Origin of the sequence: Aliirhizobium wenxiniae (assembly GCF_019511445.1) — a bacterium.
Taxonomy (GTDB): Bacteria; Pseudomonadota; Alphaproteobacteria; order Rhizobiales; family Rhizobiaceae; genus Neorhizobium; species Neorhizobium wenxiniae_A.
Genome location: NZ_JAEUAN010000003.1, coordinates 304,341 through 318,895 on the forward strand (window position 1 = coordinate 304,341; position 14,555 = coordinate 318,895).

Annotated in this window: 13 protein-coding genes; 7 read left to right on the forward strand and 6 right to left on the reverse strand. The window is 60.4% G+C overall.

Translation table 11 applies throughout. From position 1 onward, the window contains the following. Positions 1–50: 50 nt before the first annotated feature. The 6 genes from JNB91_RS05530 to JNB91_RS05555 all read left to right on the forward strand — a co-directional run bounded on the left by JNB91_RS05530 (position 51) and on the right by JNB91_RS05555 (position 5,342). Positions 51–497: a cupin domain-containing protein gene (locus tag JNB91_RS05530; RefSeq protein ID WP_220324519.1), complete on the forward strand. Its 447-nt coding sequence runs from the start codon at positions 51–53 to the stop codon at positions 495–497. A 63-nt stretch (positions 498–560) separates the two neighbouring features. Then, entirely contained in the window at positions 561–1,394 is an 834-nt protein-coding gene (locus JNB91_RS05535; RefSeq protein WP_220324520.1) for an enoyl-CoA hydratase family protein, read from the forward strand. Next, positions 1,394–2,569: an acyl-CoA dehydrogenase family protein gene (locus tag JNB91_RS05540; RefSeq protein ID WP_220324521.1), complete on the forward strand. Its 1,176-nt coding sequence runs from the start codon at positions 1,394–1,396 to the stop codon at positions 2,567–2,569. Before JNB91_RS05535 ends, JNB91_RS05540 begins: the two co-directional genes overlap by 1 nt. Positions 2,570–2,571: 2 nt before the next feature. Next, entirely contained in the window at positions 2,572–3,003 is a 432-nt protein-coding gene (locus tag JNB91_RS05545; protein WP_220324522.1) for an acyl-CoA thioesterase, read from the forward strand. Further along, complete coding sequence (locus JNB91_RS05550) at positions 2,981–3,376, forward strand: RidA family protein (RefSeq protein ID WP_220324523.1); 396 nt, start codon at positions 2,981–2,983, stop codon at positions 3,374–3,376. The genes JNB91_RS05545 and JNB91_RS05550 overlap by 23 nt, the downstream gene beginning before the upstream one ends. 4 nt (positions 3,377–3,380) lie before the next feature. Further along, positions 3,381–5,342: a 3-hydroxyacyl-CoA dehydrogenase NAD-binding domain-containing protein gene (locus JNB91_RS05555; protein WP_220324524.1), complete on the forward strand. Its 1,962-nt coding sequence runs from the start codon at positions 3,381–3,383 to the stop codon at positions 5,340–5,342. 173 nt (positions 5,343–5,515) lie between these two features. On the opposite strand, the gene mmsB is transcribed toward JNB91_RS05555, so the two are convergent. The 6 genes from mmsB to araD1 form a co-directional block, all read right to left on the reverse strand. Further along, complete coding sequence (gene mmsB / locus JNB91_RS05560) at positions 5,516–6,706, reverse strand: multiple monosaccharide ABC transporter permease (protein WP_220324525.1); 1,191 nt, start codon at positions 6,704–6,706, stop codon at positions 5,516–5,518. Positions 6,707–6,709: 3 nt separating this feature from the next. Next, on the reverse strand, positions 6,710–8,269 hold the full coding sequence (mmsA, locus tag JNB91_RS05565; protein WP_220324526.1) for a multiple monosaccharide ABC transporter ATP-binding protein: 1,560 nt from the start codon (positions 8,267–8,269) through the stop codon (positions 6,710–6,712). Positions 8,270–8,324: 55 nt separating this feature from the next. Then, on the reverse strand, positions 8,325–9,386 hold the full coding sequence (gene chvE, locus JNB91_RS05570; RefSeq protein ID WP_430736243.1) for a multiple monosaccharide ABC transporter substrate-binding protein: 1,062 nt from the start codon (positions 9,384–9,386) through the stop codon (positions 8,325–8,327). 103 nt (positions 9,387–9,489) lie between these two features. Further along, a complete protein-coding gene (locus JNB91_RS05575) occupies positions 9,490–11,319 on the reverse strand; it encodes an IlvD/Edd family dehydratase (protein ID WP_220324527.1) in 1,830 nt (609 codons plus the stop codon). A gap of 2 nt (positions 11,320–11,321) precedes the next feature. Next, a complete protein-coding gene (locus JNB91_RS05580) occupies positions 11,322–12,248 on the reverse strand; it encodes a Gfo/Idh/MocA family protein (protein ID WP_220324528.1) in 927 nt (308 codons plus the stop codon). Positions 12,249–12,259: 11 nt separating this feature from the next. Further along, complete coding sequence (gene araD1, locus JNB91_RS05585) at positions 12,260–13,252, reverse strand: AraD1 family protein (protein WP_220324591.1); 993 nt, start codon at positions 13,250–13,252, stop codon at positions 12,260–12,262. 322 nt (positions 13,253–13,574) lie between these two features. Between araD1 and ytfQ the strand changes: the two genes are divergently transcribed. After that, on the forward strand, positions 13,575–14,537 hold the full coding sequence (gene ytfQ / locus JNB91_RS05590; protein WP_220324529.1) for a galactofuranose ABC transporter, galactofuranose-binding protein YtfQ: 963 nt from the start codon (positions 13,575–13,577) through the stop codon (positions 14,535–14,537). The last annotated feature ends 18 nt before the right edge of the window (positions 14,538–14,555 follow it).

Sequence of the window (14,555 nt, forward strand, 5' to 3'; positions counted from 1 at the left end):
GGGCATAAGCCGAAAACATGATCCAGGTGAACGGGAACGGGGAGTAGCAGATGGAATTGCAGAAAGGCATTACCGAGAACGGTACCGGCTACAACGATGTGAAATGGAACATCCTGGGCCAAGTCTATTTTCCCAAGGCGGTCTGTGACGACACGTTCGCCTTCGAGACCAACAGCGCACCGGGCCAGTTCGTGCCCGTGCATATCCATCCGAACCAGGACGAATTCATCCTCGTCCAGGAAGGCGAACTGGATCTCAAGCTCGATGGAGTGTGGAGCAAGGCGAGGGCGGGCGATCTGGTTCGCATGCCGCGCGGCGTGCCGCATGGCTATTTCAACAAGTCCGACAAGCCCTGCCGCGCACTCTTCTGGGTGTCGCCGGCAGGAAGGCTGGAAGACCTGTTCATCGAGTTGGACGAGAAGACCGACGTGGACGAAATCGTCAGGCTTTCGGCAGCGCACGACGTGGATTTCCTGCCGCCGGCGGCCAACGATTAAAAAGAATGGATCACCATCGGCCGTCCTCAAGGGCGGCTGATGGAGACTGGGAGAGGAGAAGGCATGAGCAATCTGACGGAGCGTAGTTTTCGCGATCACCAGACCCGGCATTTTGTCTGGCAGGTCAGCGAAGACGGCCGTGTCGGCACGATCCGGCTGAACCGGCCGGAGCGCAAGAACCCGCTGACCTTCGAAAGCTATGCCGAGCTGCGCGACCTCTTTCGCGATCTGGCCTACGCGTCCGATATCCGCGCCATCGTCCTGACCGGTGCCGGCGGCAATTTCTCATCCGGCGGCGATGTCTTCGAGATCATCGAGCCACTGACGAAAATGCCGATGCCCGAGCTTCTGGCTTTCACCCGCATGACCGGCGATCTGGTCAAGGCGATGAAGAAATGCCCGCAGCCCATTATTGCCGCCGTCGATGGCATCTGCGCCGGTGCTGGCGCAATCCTCGCCATGGCCTCCGATATGAGGCTGGCGACCCCTGAAGCGAAAACCGCTTTCCTCTTCACCCGCGTCGGTCTTGCCGGTGCAGATATGGGCGCCTGCGGGATCCTGCCACGCATCATCGGCCAGGGCCGCGCCGCCGAGCTTCTGTTCACCGGCCGCTCGATGACAGCAGATGAGGGGCATGCCTGGGGTTTTTACAACGCCCTTCATCCATCGGATGCCCTTGAAGCCGAAGCGCTGAAACTCGCTCATTCGCTGGCCGATGGCCCGTGGTTTGCCCATACGATGACCAAAACCATGCTGAATCAGGAATGGGCCATGGGTCTCGACGAGATGATCGAGAGCGAAGCCCAGGCTCAAGCGATCTGCATGGCGACAAAGGATTTCCGCCGGGCCTTCGAAGCCTTTGCCGAAAAACGCAAGCCGGTTTTCGAGGGCAACTGATGGCAGTGCACTCAAAGCTCCCCGGCCCCGCGCGCGATTTTCTCGACTGGCCCTTCTTCAACGATGATCATAAGGCGCTGGCAGCAAAACTCGATGCCTTTGCAGCCTCCGGCGCGCTTGGCGATATCGATCATGCCGACACCGACAAGGCCTGCCGTGCGTTGGTTAGGTCACTCGGCGAGGCAGGTCTTCTGGATGCCGCAACCGGCGCCGGTGGCAAACAGCCAATCGACAGCCGAGCCGCCTGCCTGACGCGTGAGACGCTGGCCTGGCATGACGGCCTAGCCGATTTCGCCTTCGCCATGCAGGGCCTCGGCACCGGCGCGATCGGCCTTTCCGGCTCGGAAGAACTTCGCGCCACCGTCCTGCCGAAAGCCCGGTCCGGTGAATGGATCGCCGCCTTTGCTCTTTCTGAAAAGGATGCCGGGTCCGATGTCGCAGCCATGGCCTGCGCCGCCCGCAGGGAGGGCGAGCATTATGTGCTCGACGGTGAAAAAACCTGGATCTCCAATGGCGGCATCGCCGGTGTCTACACTGTCTTTGCCCGCACCGGCGAAGCGCCCGGCACGCGTGGCATTTCCGCTTTCGTCGTCTTTGCAGATGACCCCGGCTTCTCCATCGCCGAGCGCATCGACGTGATCGCCCCGCATCCGCTGGCGACGATCCGCTTCGACAATTGCCGCATCCCCGCGGCTCGCCTGCTCGGCGCTCCCGGCGAAGGTTTCAAGATCGCCATGCGCACGCTCGATATTTTTCGCGCTTCTGTGGCGGCAGCGGCCCTGGGTTTTGCCAAACGCGCGCTGGATGAAGCGCTTGCCCATGCGAAATCCCGAAAGATGTTCGGCAATACGCTGTCCGACCTGCAGCTGACACAGGCGGCCTTTGGCGAGATGGCCGCCGAGATCGATGCCGCGGCACTTCTGACCTACCGCGCCGCATGGCGTCGCGATGTGCAAGGCTTGCCGACCACGAAGGAAGCGGCGATGGCAAAGATGGTCGCCACCGAAAATGCCCAGAAGGTGATCGACCGCGCCGTACAAATGTTCGGTGGGCGCGGCGTTCGCGTCGGCGAGATCACCGAAAGCCTGTACCGGGAAATCCGGGCTTTGCGCATCTATGAAGGCGCGACCGAGGTGCAGAAACTCATCATCGCCCGCGAATTGCTGAAGGCTTGACCATGGCTTACACGACAACGCGCCGGCTGAATTTCGGAGATTGCGACCCTTCCGGCATCGCTTACTTTCCCTCCTATCTGCATATCCTGGTCGGGGTTTACGAGGAATTCTTCGAAAGCCTCGGGTTTCCGTGGCCGGAAATGATCAACGAACGAAAGCTCGGTTTTCCGACCGTCACGCTGGAACTGACCTTCATCAATCCCGGTTTCCACGGCGACCGGATGGATTTCACCCTCAATGTCGCAAGGCTCGGCAACAGCTCGCTCGATCTTGAGCACGAAGTCCGCGCTGAAAACCGCCTGCTCTGGACGGCCCGGCAACGGCTCGTCCTCACCTCTCACGAAACAACCAAGGCCTGCCCCTGGCCGGATGATCTGCGCGCCGCGCTGACACAGCATTTGGAGAACGAAGATGCACACCATTCTGCAGCCTGAAGGCTGGGCCAAACCGATCGGTTACGCCAACGGCGTATCTGCCACCGGCCGCCAGATCTTCGTCGGCGGGCAGATCGGCTGGAATGCCCAGTGCCGGTTCGAAACCGACGATTTCGTTGGTCAGGTGAAACAGACGCTGGAAAATATCGTCGCGGTGCTGGCCGCGGGCGGCGCAAAGCCAGAACACATCACCACCATGACCTGGTACTTCACCGACAAGGCCGAATATCTCGGCAACCTGAAGGGTATCGGCCAAGCCTATCGCGAGGTGATCGGCAAGCATTTCCCGGCAATGGCTGCGATGCAGGTCGTGGCGTTGGTCGAGGATCGCGCCAAAATCGAGATCCAGGCGACGGCCGTCGTTCCGGAGTAAGGCGATGAGCGAAGTGACGACCTTCTCCGCCACGGTTTCCGCAACGACCCGAAACGGCATTCTGGTCGTCACCATCGACAATCCGCCGGTCAACGCCACCTCCGCCGATGTCCGCCTGGGCTTGTCCCGGGCGCTCGCCCATGCCGAGGCAGGGGGCGCGATCTCTGGCCTTGTGATCACCGGCGCGGGAAAAACCTTTATCGGTGGAGCGGATATAAAGGAATTCGGCAAGCCTCCGGTAGAGCCGATGCTGCCCGACGTGATCGAGACGATCGAAGCCCTGTCGAAACCGGTCGTCGCGGCCCTGAATGGCGCGGCTCTCGGCGGCGGGCTGGAAGTGGCGCTGGCCTGTCATTACCGCATCGCTTCCCCTACGGCGCAGCTTGGCCTGCCCGAGGTGAAGCTCGGCATAGTCCCCGGTGCCGGCGGCACCCAGCGCCTGCCGCGCCTGATCGGCATTCCGGCAGCGATCGAGCTTATTGCATCTGGACGGATTACCAAGGCCGGAGAGGCCCTGTCGCTCGGCATCGTGGATGAAATCGCCGAGACCGATCTTATCGACGTGGCCATCGACGCCGCGCAAAAGCTGGTGGGTACGCCACTTCGCAGGACGGGTGAGCTGGCTATTGCTTCGGCCGATCCGGCGGAGATCGAAAAGGTATCGGCCAAGCTCCTCGCAAAGGCACGTGGACAGAAGGCACCGGCGGAAGCCGTGCGGCTGATCGCATCCTCGCATCGCCCGCTTGGCGAAGGGCTAGCGGATGAGCGAGCGACCTTTCTCGCCTTGCGAGAAAGCCCTGAAGCGGCAGCGCTGCGGCACGTCTTCTTTGCCGAACGGGAAACCTCGAAGATTGCCGGGCTGGAGGGCGTCGAAGCGCGCCAAGTCAACACGATCGGCATCTGCGGGCTTGGCCTGATGGGCAGCGGCATTGCCGTTGCGGCACTTGGTGCAGGCTACACGGTCATCGGTCTCGACCAGACACCGGAGGCGGCCGAAAAAGGCCGCGAGCGAATCATCGGCCTTCTGGAGCGCAACCTTGCCTCTGGGCGGCTGGACAGGGCCGGATTCGACGCGCAGACGGCCCGCCTGTCGGTTACCGCAACCGATGCTGATCTTGCCCCCTGTGATCTCGTCATCGAAGCCGTGTTCGACGATCTCGACGTCAAGATCGACCTCTTCCGCCGCCTCGACAAGGCGATCCGTTCGGACGCCATTCTGGCCACCAACACGAGCTACCTGAACCCGGACGAGATCGCCGCCGCGACCCAGCATCCGGGGCGCGTGCTCGGGCTACATTTCTTCTCACCCGCTCATCTGATGCGACTGCTCGAAGTCGTGCGCTGCAAAGAGACTGCGCCGGATGTTCTCGCCACCAGCCTTAATGTTGCAAAACGGCTGAGAAAACTGCCGGTGGTGACCGGCGTCACCGAAGGTTTCATCGGCAACCGCATCTTTTCCGCCTATCGCCGCGAGGCCGAGTTCCTGCTGGAAGACGGCGCGCTGCCGCATGACATCGATGCGGCGCTGGAGGATTACGGTTTCCCGATGGGCCTGTTTGCCGTCTATGACATGGCGGGACTGGAAATCGCATGGGCGCGCCGCAAGCGCCAGGCAGCAACGCGCGATCCATCCGAACGCTATGTCGAGATCGCCGACAGGCTGTGCGAGGCGGGGCGCTTGGGCCAGAAATCCGGCCGCGGCTGGTATGCCTATCCGGATGGCAAACGCACGGTCGATCCCGAGGTAACCGCGATCATCGAGGCTGAACGAACGAAAAAGCACATCACACCGCGCAGCTTCTCTCAGGAAGAGATCGAGCAAAGGCTGCTCGGTGCCATGGCGGCGGAAGGCGAGGCGCTGCTGGCGGAAGGCATAGCGGCCCGCGCAAGCGACATCGATCTGGTGATGATCAACGGCTACGGTTTTCCGACCCACAAAGGTGGGCCGATGTTTGCGAAGGGCTAAACGACCCTCTCTGCCGTCATCCTCGGGCTTGTCCCGAGAATCTGCTACGCTTCGATAAATTGCAACGTGGTTGGATCCTCGGGACAAGCCCGAGGATGACGGCGTTTTGTAATTGCCTCTCAAACAGAAAGGGGCGCCGAGACGCCCCTTTCCTAAACAAAATGCGAACCGGCTTATCGCCGCTGGTTATAGACATCGACGCAGACCGCGCCGAGCAGGACCAGGCCCTTGATCACCTGCTGGTAATCGATGCCGATGCCGAGGATGGACATGCCGTTGTTCATCACGCCCATCAGGAACGCGCCGATCACCGCACCCGTCACCTTGCCGACGCCGCCATAGGCCGATGCGCCGCCGATGAAGCAGGCCGCGATCACGTCGAGCTCGAAGCCGGTACCGGCCTTCGGCGTGGCGCTGTTGAGACGCGCGGCAACGACGAGACCGGCAAGAGCTGCCAGCACGCCCATATTGACGAAAGTCCAGAACACCAGACGCGTCGTCTTGATACCCGAAAGTTCCGCCGCGCGGGCGTTACCGCCGACGGCATAAATCTGGCGGCCGAGGATCGTGCGGTTGGTGAAGAAGCCGTAGGCGACGATCAGCACGGCCATGATGATCATCACATTCGGCAGGCCGCGATGCGATGAGATCAGATAGGCGACGAAGGCGATCGCTCCAAAGACCAGAACGTTCTTGGCGACGAAGAAGCCCATCGGTTCGCTTTCGACGTCATGAAGAACCCGGCGCGCACGGCTGCGGAAATTCTGCCAGACCATCAAGCCGGCAACGATCAGGCCGATGATGAAGGAGGTGACATAGATGCCGCCATCCGACGAGATCAGCTCGACGAGGTAACCGGAAGACAGTTTCTGAAAGATCGGCGGGAACGGGCCGATCGCCTGGCTGCCGAGGATCGCGATCATGAAGCCGCGGAAGACAAGCATGCCCGCCAGCGTCACGATGAAGGACGGGATTTTGAAATAGGCGACGAAATAGCCCTGGATACCGCCGATGATGCCGCCGACAACCAAGCAGGTCAGAATGGCGAGCGGCAGGTTGATGCCCCACCTGACCATCAATAGGCCTGCCAACCCGCCGATGAAGCCGGCAACCGACCCGACTGAGAGGTCGATATGGCCGGTGACGATGATCATCAGCATGCCGAGCGCCATGATGACGATATAGGCGTTCTGCAGCACGATATTGGTGACGTTGAGCGGCCTCAAGAGAATGCCGCCGGTGGCGATCTGGAAGAAGATGACGATGGCGACAAGCGAGATCAGCATGCCGTAATCGCGCAGATTGTCCTTCCAGAAACCGGTGCCCGCTTTCGGAGCCACTACTGCTTCCTGTGGGGTGCTCATGGGTTATCTCCCTTTGCGGCGCATGATGGCGCGCATGATATTTTCCTGCGTGGCCTCTTCGCCGGCCACTTCGCCGACGAATTCTCCCTCGTGCATCACCATGATCCGGTCGCAGGTGCCTATCAGTTCCGGCATTTCCGACGAGATCACGACGACGGCCTTACCGGCATCCGCAAGTTCGTTGATGATCGAATAGATTTCGTATTTCGCGCCGACATCGATGCCGCGCGTCGGTTCGTCGAGGATCAGGATGTCGGGACCGGTGAACAGCCATTTCGACAGAACCACCTTCTGCTGGTTGCCGCCCGAAAGCTTGCCGGTCTCCTGATAGACGTTGTGGCTGCGGATCCGCATGCGCGTGCGGAATTCCTGCGCCACCTTCATTTCCCTTATGTCGTCAATCACACCATTGGACGCGACGCCACCGAGATGTGCGAGCGAGATATTCTTGCGGATGTCTTCGGCAAGGATCAGCCCAAGCTGCTTGCGGTCCTCGGTGACATAGGCCAGACCCGCCTTGATCGCCCGGTGGACGTTCGACGTGTCGGCTTCCTTCCCGTGGATCTTCACGGTTCCGGTAATGTCGCGACCATAGGTGTGGCCGAAGACGCTCATGGCGAATTCGGTGCGCCCCGCCCCCATCAGGCCCGAGATGCCGACAACTTCGCCGGCCCGAACCTTCATCGAGACATTCTTGACGATCTTCCGGTTCGCATGCAGCGGGTGGTTGACCGACCAGTTCTCGACTTCGAAAATCACGTCGCCAATCTTCGGCGTGCGGGCCGGATAGCGGCTTTCGAGATCGCGATCGACCATGCGGCGCACGATCTCGTCCTCGTCGACCGCGCCTTCATGGCAATCGAGCGTGCCGACGGTGCGGCCGTCGCGCAGAACCGTGATGCGGTCGGCGACTTCGGTGATCTCGTTCAGCTTGTGGCTGATCATGATCGAGGTAATGCCGCGCCGGCGGAATTCCTTCAGTAGCTCCAGAAGCGCCGCACTGTCGGTTTCGTTAAGCGATGCGGTCGGCTCGTCGAGGATCAGCAGGCGCACATCCTTCGACAGCGCCTTGGCGATTTCAACCAGCTGCTGCTTGCCGACGCCCAGATTGGTGATCAGCGTTTCCGGCGCTTCGGTCAGGCCCACCTTGGCGAGCAGTTCCTTGGTACGGACATAACGCGTGTCCCGATCGATGACACCGAATTTCGACGGCGCATTGGCCAGAAAGATGTTTTCCGCGATCGACATCAGCGGAATGAGCGCAAGCTCCTGGTGAATGATGATGATGCCGAGTTTTTCGGAATCGTTGATGTCGCGGAACTGCCGTTCTTCGCCGCCGAAAAGGATCGATCCCTCATAGGACCCGTGCGGGTAGACCCCCGACAGAACCTTCATCAGCGTCGACTTGCCGGCACCGTTTTCGCCGACGAGAGCATGGATCTCGCCTTCCCGAACGGTGAAGCTGACATCGGAAAGCGCCTTTACGGCGCCAAAGCTCTTCGAAATGCCCCGCATTTCGAGAATGGGCGGCTTTTCCGCCGCGGACAATACGGGATCAAGCATGACGACTCCCAATATGAAGGGGCCGCGCGGCAGGTCGCCGCGCGGCCTGAATGGATTACTTGATCTGGTCTTCGGTATAGTAACCGCTCTTGACCAGGACATCGACATTGGTCTTGTCGATGGCAACCGGCTTCAGGAGGTAGGACGGAACGACCTTGTTGCCGTTGTTGTAGGTCTTGGTGTCGTTGACCTCAGGCTCCTTGCCGCTCATGACGGCATCGACCATATCGACGGTAACCTTGGCGAGATCGCGGGTGTCCTTGAAGATGGTCGAATACTGCTCGCCGGCAATGATCGACTTGACCGACGGGACTTCCGCGTCCTGGCCGGAAACGAACGGCATCGGCATGTCGCCGGAGCCGTAACCGACGCCCTTAACCGACGACAGAATGCCGATCGACAGACCGTCATAAGGCGACAGGACTGCGTTCAGCTTCTTGTCGGAATAGGTCGAGGAAAGGATAGCGTCCATGCGGGCCTGGGCGGTTGCCGGGTCCCAGCGAAGGGTAGCGACCTTGTCCATGCCGGTCTGGCCGGAACCGACAACGAGGGTGCCCTTGTCGATCAGCGGCTGCAGAACGCTCATGGCACCGTCATAGAAGAAGTAGGCGTTGTTGTCGTCCGGCGAACCGCCGAACAGTTCGATGTTGAACGGGCCCTTTTCGGTATCGGCCTTGAGAGCCTTGACCAGCGAGGTCGCCTGCAGAACGCCGACCTGGAAATTGTCGAAGGTCGCGTAGTAGTCGACATTCGGGGTGTCACGGATCAGGCGGTCATAAGCGATGACCTTGATGCCGGCATTGTGGGCCTGGGCAAGCACGTCGGACAGCGTCGTGCCGTCGATCGAGGCGACCACGAGCACCTTGGCGCCCTTGGTGATCATGTTTTCGATCTGGGAAAGCTGGTTCGGAATGTCGTCTTCGGCATACTGGAGATCGGTGGTGTAGCCGCGCTCCTGAAGGACCTTGATCATGTTGTCGCCGTCGGCGATCCAGCGGGCCGAGGATTTGGTCGGCATGGCAACGCCGACGAGGCCCTTGTCCTGCGAGAATGCGGGTGCAGCGAAGGCGATCGAAGCCATCATCGCCGCCGAAGCAAGCAATTTAAGTATTTTCATTGTACACTCCTCCGTAACGGTGGCCCCCAACGGGCCACCGAGTTTGTTTGGGCTGGCTCCTCGCCGCCCTCACGACCTTAAAAAGGACGCCTGCCTTTAAAGGTCAGTGATTGTCGCGCGGCAGACCTTCGGTCTGCGCGATGCGCTGGTATTTGACAGCCGGCTCAAGAACCGCGCCTGTCTCCATCTGTCCGACGATACCGCGCTGGATTTCCTGCCAGGGCGTCTGGTGCTTGGGATAGTGATAGCCGCCATTGGCTTCCAGCTCGCGGCGACGGGCAGAAAGCTCGCCGTCGGAAATCAGGATATTCGCTTCACCGCGGCCAAGGTCGATACGCACCCGGTCGCCGGTCTTCAGAAGCGCCAGGCCGCCACCTGCCGCCGCTTCAGGCGAAGCATTGAGGATCGACGGGCTGCCCGACGTGCCGGACTGGCGACCGTCACCGATGCAGGCCAGCGAATTGACGCCCTTCTTCAGAAGGTAGTCCGGCGCACGCATGTTGACGACTTCGGCCGCACCCGGATAACCGATCGGGCCTGCGCCGCGCATGAACAGTACCGTATGCTCGTCGATGCCAAGCGACGGGTCGTCGATGCGGTGATGGTAATCCTCCGGACCGTCGAACACCACTGCCTTGCCTTCGAACGCCATCGGATCCTTCGGGTTCGACAGGTAACGCTCGCGGAATTCCGGAGAGATGACGCTGGTCTTCATGATCGCAGACGAGAACAGGTTGCCGCGCAGCACGCGGAAGCCGGCACGCTCCTTGAGCGGTGCCTCGTAGCGCTTGATGACGTTCTCGTCCTCGATGATCGCCCCGCGACAGTTCTCGCCCATCGTCTTGCCGTTGACGGTCATCGCGTCTTCGTTGATCAGGCCCTGGCCCATCAACTGATTGACGACGGCCGGAACGCCACCGGCGTGATAATAGTCTTCGCCCAGATATTCACCGGCCGGCTGAAGGTTGACGAGAAGCGGAACCTCTTCGCCATAGGTCTGCCAGTCATCGACGGTCAGTTCGACACCGATATGACGGGCAAGCGCGTTGAGGTGGATCGGCGCATTGGTCGAACCGCCGATCGCCGAGTTGACGCGGATGGCGTTGACGAATGCATCCTTGGTCAGGATATCGGAGGGTTTGAGGTCTTCCTTGACCATTTCGACGATGCGAAGGCCGGTGAGATACGCGACTTCCTGACGGTCACGGTAAGGCGCCGGGATGGCAGCCGAACCCGGAAGCTGCATGCCGAGCGCTTCGGCAAGCGAGTTCATCGTGGTCGCCGTGCCCATCGTGTTGCAGTAACCGGTCGACGGAGCCGACGAGGCCACCAGCTTGACGAAACCGGCATAGTCGATTTCGCCCTTGGCCAGCAGTTCACGGGCCTTCCAGACGATCGTGCCAGAACCGGTGCGCTCGCCGCGGAACCAGCCGTTCAGCATCGGGCCGACGGAAAGGGCGATCGACGGAATGTTCACGGTGGCCGCCGCCATAAGACAGGCCGGCGTGGTCTTGTCGCAGCCGATCGTCAAAACCACGCCATCGAGGGGGTAGCCGTAGAGAACTTCGACCAGACCGAGATAGGCAAGGTTACGGTCGAGACCCGCGGTCGGGCGCTTGCCGGTTTCCTGGATCGGATGGACCGGGAACTCGATCGCGATACCGCCGGCTTCACGAATGCCTTCGCGTAGACGGTTCGCCAGTTCGAGATGGTGACGGTTGCAGGGCGACAGATCGGAACCGGTCTGCGCGATGCCGATGATCGGACGATCGGACTGAAGTTCGGCCTGGCTGAGGCCGAAGTTCATGTAGCGCTCCAGATAGAGCGCCGTCATGTCGACATTGTCGGGATTGTCGAACCAGGCGCGCGAACGAAGTTTGCGCTTAGCAGTGGTTGCAATCTCGGTGGACGGGGTTTTGCCGTGATCTGCCATTGTCAGTCCTCGAATGCTTCAGTTTCGATGCGCCGGCCAAGCATGAAGGCATCGGCCACATGCACCAGCGGCGAAAAGTCGGTATCGCTTTCGCCCTTGGAGACGAGCGCTACGAAATCGCGGTAGAGATTGCGATATTCGCGATCTTCCTCAACGATCTGCGCCTCGCCATCGACGATCAGGCGGCTGCCGCCATGGGTCAGCACGACGGAACCTTCTTCCGTTTCGACGCGGATATCCCAGGTTTGCGGGCCGGTTTGGCGCCAGTCGAACTCGGCGGCGATCGGCAGGCCCGACGCGGTTTCGAACGTCAGGTTGGCGGCGATCGGTGCGGCGCGATTGGATGGGATGGTCAGGTCCGAATGGGTGAGATGGAACGTCTCCGGCATGATGCGGGTGACGATCGACAGCGCGTTGATGCCCGGATCGAACACGCCGAGACCGCCCGGCTCCCAGATCCAGGCCTGGCCCGGATGCCAGTGACGAACGTCTTCCTTCCAGGAGACCGAAGCGCTCTTGATCTTGCGCTTGGCAAGCAGTGCCCGTGCCGGCTCGACGGCGGCAGCACTGCGGGAATGCCAGGTGGCAAACAGGCTGAGCCCCTTCGCCTTTGCCAGCTTTTCCAGCGCAAACACTTCAGACAGCGTAGCACCCGGCGGCTTTTCCAGCATTACATGCTTGCCGGCCTCGATCGCGGCCTTGGCCTGGGCGAAACGCCCCTGCGGCGGCGTGCAGAGCGAGATCGCATCCAGCTCGATGCCGGATGCCAACATTTCATCGATGTCATGAAAGCAGTGAACGCCTTCCAGCTTGGCGTTACGGCTGGCGACAGCCGTCAGTTCGATACCGTCGGTCGCTTCGATCGCGCCGAGATGCTGATCCCTGGCGATCTTTCCAAGCCCGACGATGCCGAGACGAATTTTGCTCATATCCATTTTCCTTAAAGCTTGCGCACGTCAACCGACATCGCCGCGGCGACGGTCAGACGGTTGACGAGCGGCAGCTTAAAGGGCGCAGCATCGATCTCGAACACATCACCTTCTTCGGTCTTGATGCCGTGCGAAACGGACAGAGTAGCCGTGCCGAAGAAATGAACGTGCAGGTCGCCCGGCGCGCGGAAGATGTCGTATTTGAAGTTATGGTATTCGAGATTGGCGATCGAGTGCGACATGTTGGCTTCGCCCGACAGGAAGGGCTTCTCGAAGATCACCTGATCGCCGCGACGGATGCGCGACGTGCCCTCGACGTGATCCGGCAGATCGCCGACCAGAAGCTCCGGCCCGAGCGACGCCTGGCGCAGCTTGGAATGGGCGAGCCAGAGATAATTGCCCTTCTCGGTCACGTGATCGGAAAACTCGTTGGCGAGACAGAAACCGACGCGGAAAGGCGTGCCGTCCGGACCGATGAGATAGATGCCGGCAAGTTCCGGCTCTTCGCCGCCATCGAGCGCGAAGGACGGCGAGACGAGATCGGAGCCGGTGGATTTGAGTTGCGAACCATTGCCCTTGTAGAACCATTCCGGCTGCGCACCGACCTGACCCGGGGCAGGCTTGCCGCCTTCGACACCCGACAGGAACATGCGCATGGAATCGGTCGGCTTGTCTTCAGCCTGCGCGGCCTTGTGCATCTTGTCACGACCATCGGCGGAACCGAGATGCGTAAGACCGGTGCCGGCAACGATGAAATGGGCCGGATCGGGATGCGAGATCGGCAGGCCGATACGGCCATCGCGTGCTGCAGCTTCGACATCAATGTCGCCAGCGTAACCCAATGCTTCGATCTCAGCAGAGAGACCGCGGCCGGCAGCAATCGCCTGCATTGCCAGATCATAAGTCGAGGTCACGCCACTTATGATACGGCCGGAACCCTGTCCCTCCCAGGCAACAACCATGGTCGCACCCGCATCATCGGCAATCTGCAGAATTCTCAGCATCAAACCCGTCATCCATTTTGTCTGATTTGACATGGCGCCTCCACAGGCCATGCCGTCCTCCTATCAGGTCGCGGACCTGACATCTTTCAAAAATACGACTATTGGATTTGCGCCGCCAATGTCAAGAACGTCTTTTTCCGTAAAGGTAAATCGGCATTGATCAATTTTCAGGCTATAGGCCCAACCAATACACGCAATTCGCCAACATTTCCGACAGTTTGATCGATTTTTCAGCAAGTCGTAAAATTGGGGGTTGAAAAAGTATTATTATATGCCAATCCTTGCCTCGCCAGTCAGCTTCATCATCTCTGGGAGGATTAAGATGAAAAAAGCTCTCGTCGCGGCAGCTGCTGCCGCTATTCTTGCGTCTCTAGCATCCGGCGTTTCTGCACAATCACTGACAGTAGGCTTCTCTCAGATCGGATCGGAATCCGGCTGGCGCGCGGCCGAAACGACGGTGACGAAACAGGAAGCCGAAAAGCGGGGCGTCACGCTGAAATTTGCTGATGCCCAGCAGAAACAGGAAAACCAGATCAAGGCGATCCGCGGCTTCATCGCCCAGGGTGTCGATGCAATCCTGATCGCTCCGGTGGTCGCCACCGGCTGGGATGCGGTTCTGAAGGAAGCCAAGGAGGAAAACATCCCGGTCATTCTTCTCGACCGCGAGATCGAGTCCCCCAAGGATCTCTATCTGACGGCGGTCACCTCCGATCAGGTCTTCGAAGGCAAGGTTGCCGGCGAATGGCTCGCCAAGGATGTCGGCTCCAAGGACTGCAAGGTTGTCGAGCTTCAGGGCACGACCGGCTCTTCACCGGCGATCAACCGCAAGAAGGGCTTTGAAGAAGGCATCAAGGCCGCGTCCAACATCAAGATCGTGCGCTCGCAGACCGGCGACTTCACCCGCACCAAGGGCAAGGAAGTCATGGAAAGCTTCATCAAGGCCGAAGGCGGCGGCAAGGATATCTGTGCCGTTTATGCCCATAATGACGACATGGCTGTCGGCGCCATCCAGGCGATCAAGGAAGCCGGCCTGAAACCGGGCACCGACATCAAGATCGTCTCGATCGACGCCGTGCCGGATATCTTCCAGGCCATGGCCAAGGGTGAAGCCAATGCGACCGTCGAATTGACGCCGAACATGGCCGGCCCCGCCTTCGATGCACTCGAAGCTTACCTTAAGGACAAGAAGGAACCGCCGAAGTGGATCCAGACAGAGTCCAAGCTCTACACGGCGGCCGATGACCCGATGAAGGTCTACGAAGCCAAGAAGGGCCTCGGCTACTGATCTCCCGCTGTCCGGCGC

Bases quoted from the DNA above. Each gene is read 5' to 3' on its own strand.
- JNB91_RS05530 (WP_220324519.1), top strand. From the start codon at position 51: ATGGAATTGCAGAAAGGCATTACCGAGAACGGTACCGGCTACAACGAT.
- JNB91_RS05535 (WP_220324520.1), top strand. From the start codon at position 561: ATGAGCAATCTGACGGAGCGTAGTTTTCGCGATCACCAGACCCGGCAT.
- JNB91_RS05540 (WP_220324521.1), top strand. From the start codon at position 1,394: ATGGCAGTGCACTCAAAGCTCCCCGGCCCCGCGCGCGATTTTCTCGAC.
- JNB91_RS05545 (WP_220324522.1), top strand. From the start codon at position 2,572: ATGGCTTACACGACAACGCGCCGGCTGAATTTCGGAGATTGCGACCCT.
- JNB91_RS05550 (WP_220324523.1), top strand. From the start codon at position 2,981: ATGCACACCATTCTGCAGCCTGAAGGCTGGGCCAAACCGATCGGTTAC.
- JNB91_RS05555 (WP_220324524.1), top strand. From the start codon at position 3,381: ATGAGCGAAGTGACGACCTTCTCCGCCACGGTTTCCGCAACGACCCGA.
- mmsB (WP_220324525.1), bottom strand. From the start codon at position 6,706: ATGAGCACCCCACAGGAAGCAGTAGTGGCTCCGAAAGCGGGCACCGGT.
- mmsA (WP_220324526.1), bottom strand. From the start codon at position 8,269: ATGCTTGATCCCGTATTGTCCGCGGCGGAAAAGCCGCCCATTCTCGAA.
- chvE (WP_430736243.1), bottom strand. From the start codon at position 9,386: ATGAAAATACTTAAATTGCTTGCTTCGGCGGCGATGATGGCTTCGATC.
- JNB91_RS05575 (WP_220324527.1), bottom strand. From the start codon at position 11,319: ATGGCAGATCACGGCAAAACCCCGTCCACCGAGATTGCAACCACTGCT.
- JNB91_RS05580 (WP_220324528.1), bottom strand. From the start codon at position 12,248: ATGAGCAAAATTCGTCTCGGCATCGTCGGGCTTGGAAAGATCGCCAGG.
- araD1 (WP_220324591.1), bottom strand. From the start codon at position 13,252: ATGCTGAGAATTCTGCAGATTGCCGATGATGCGGGTGCGACCATGGTT.
- ytfQ (WP_220324529.1), top strand. From the start codon at position 13,575: ATGAAAAAAGCTCTCGTCGCGGCAGCTGCTGCCGCTATTCTTGCGTCT.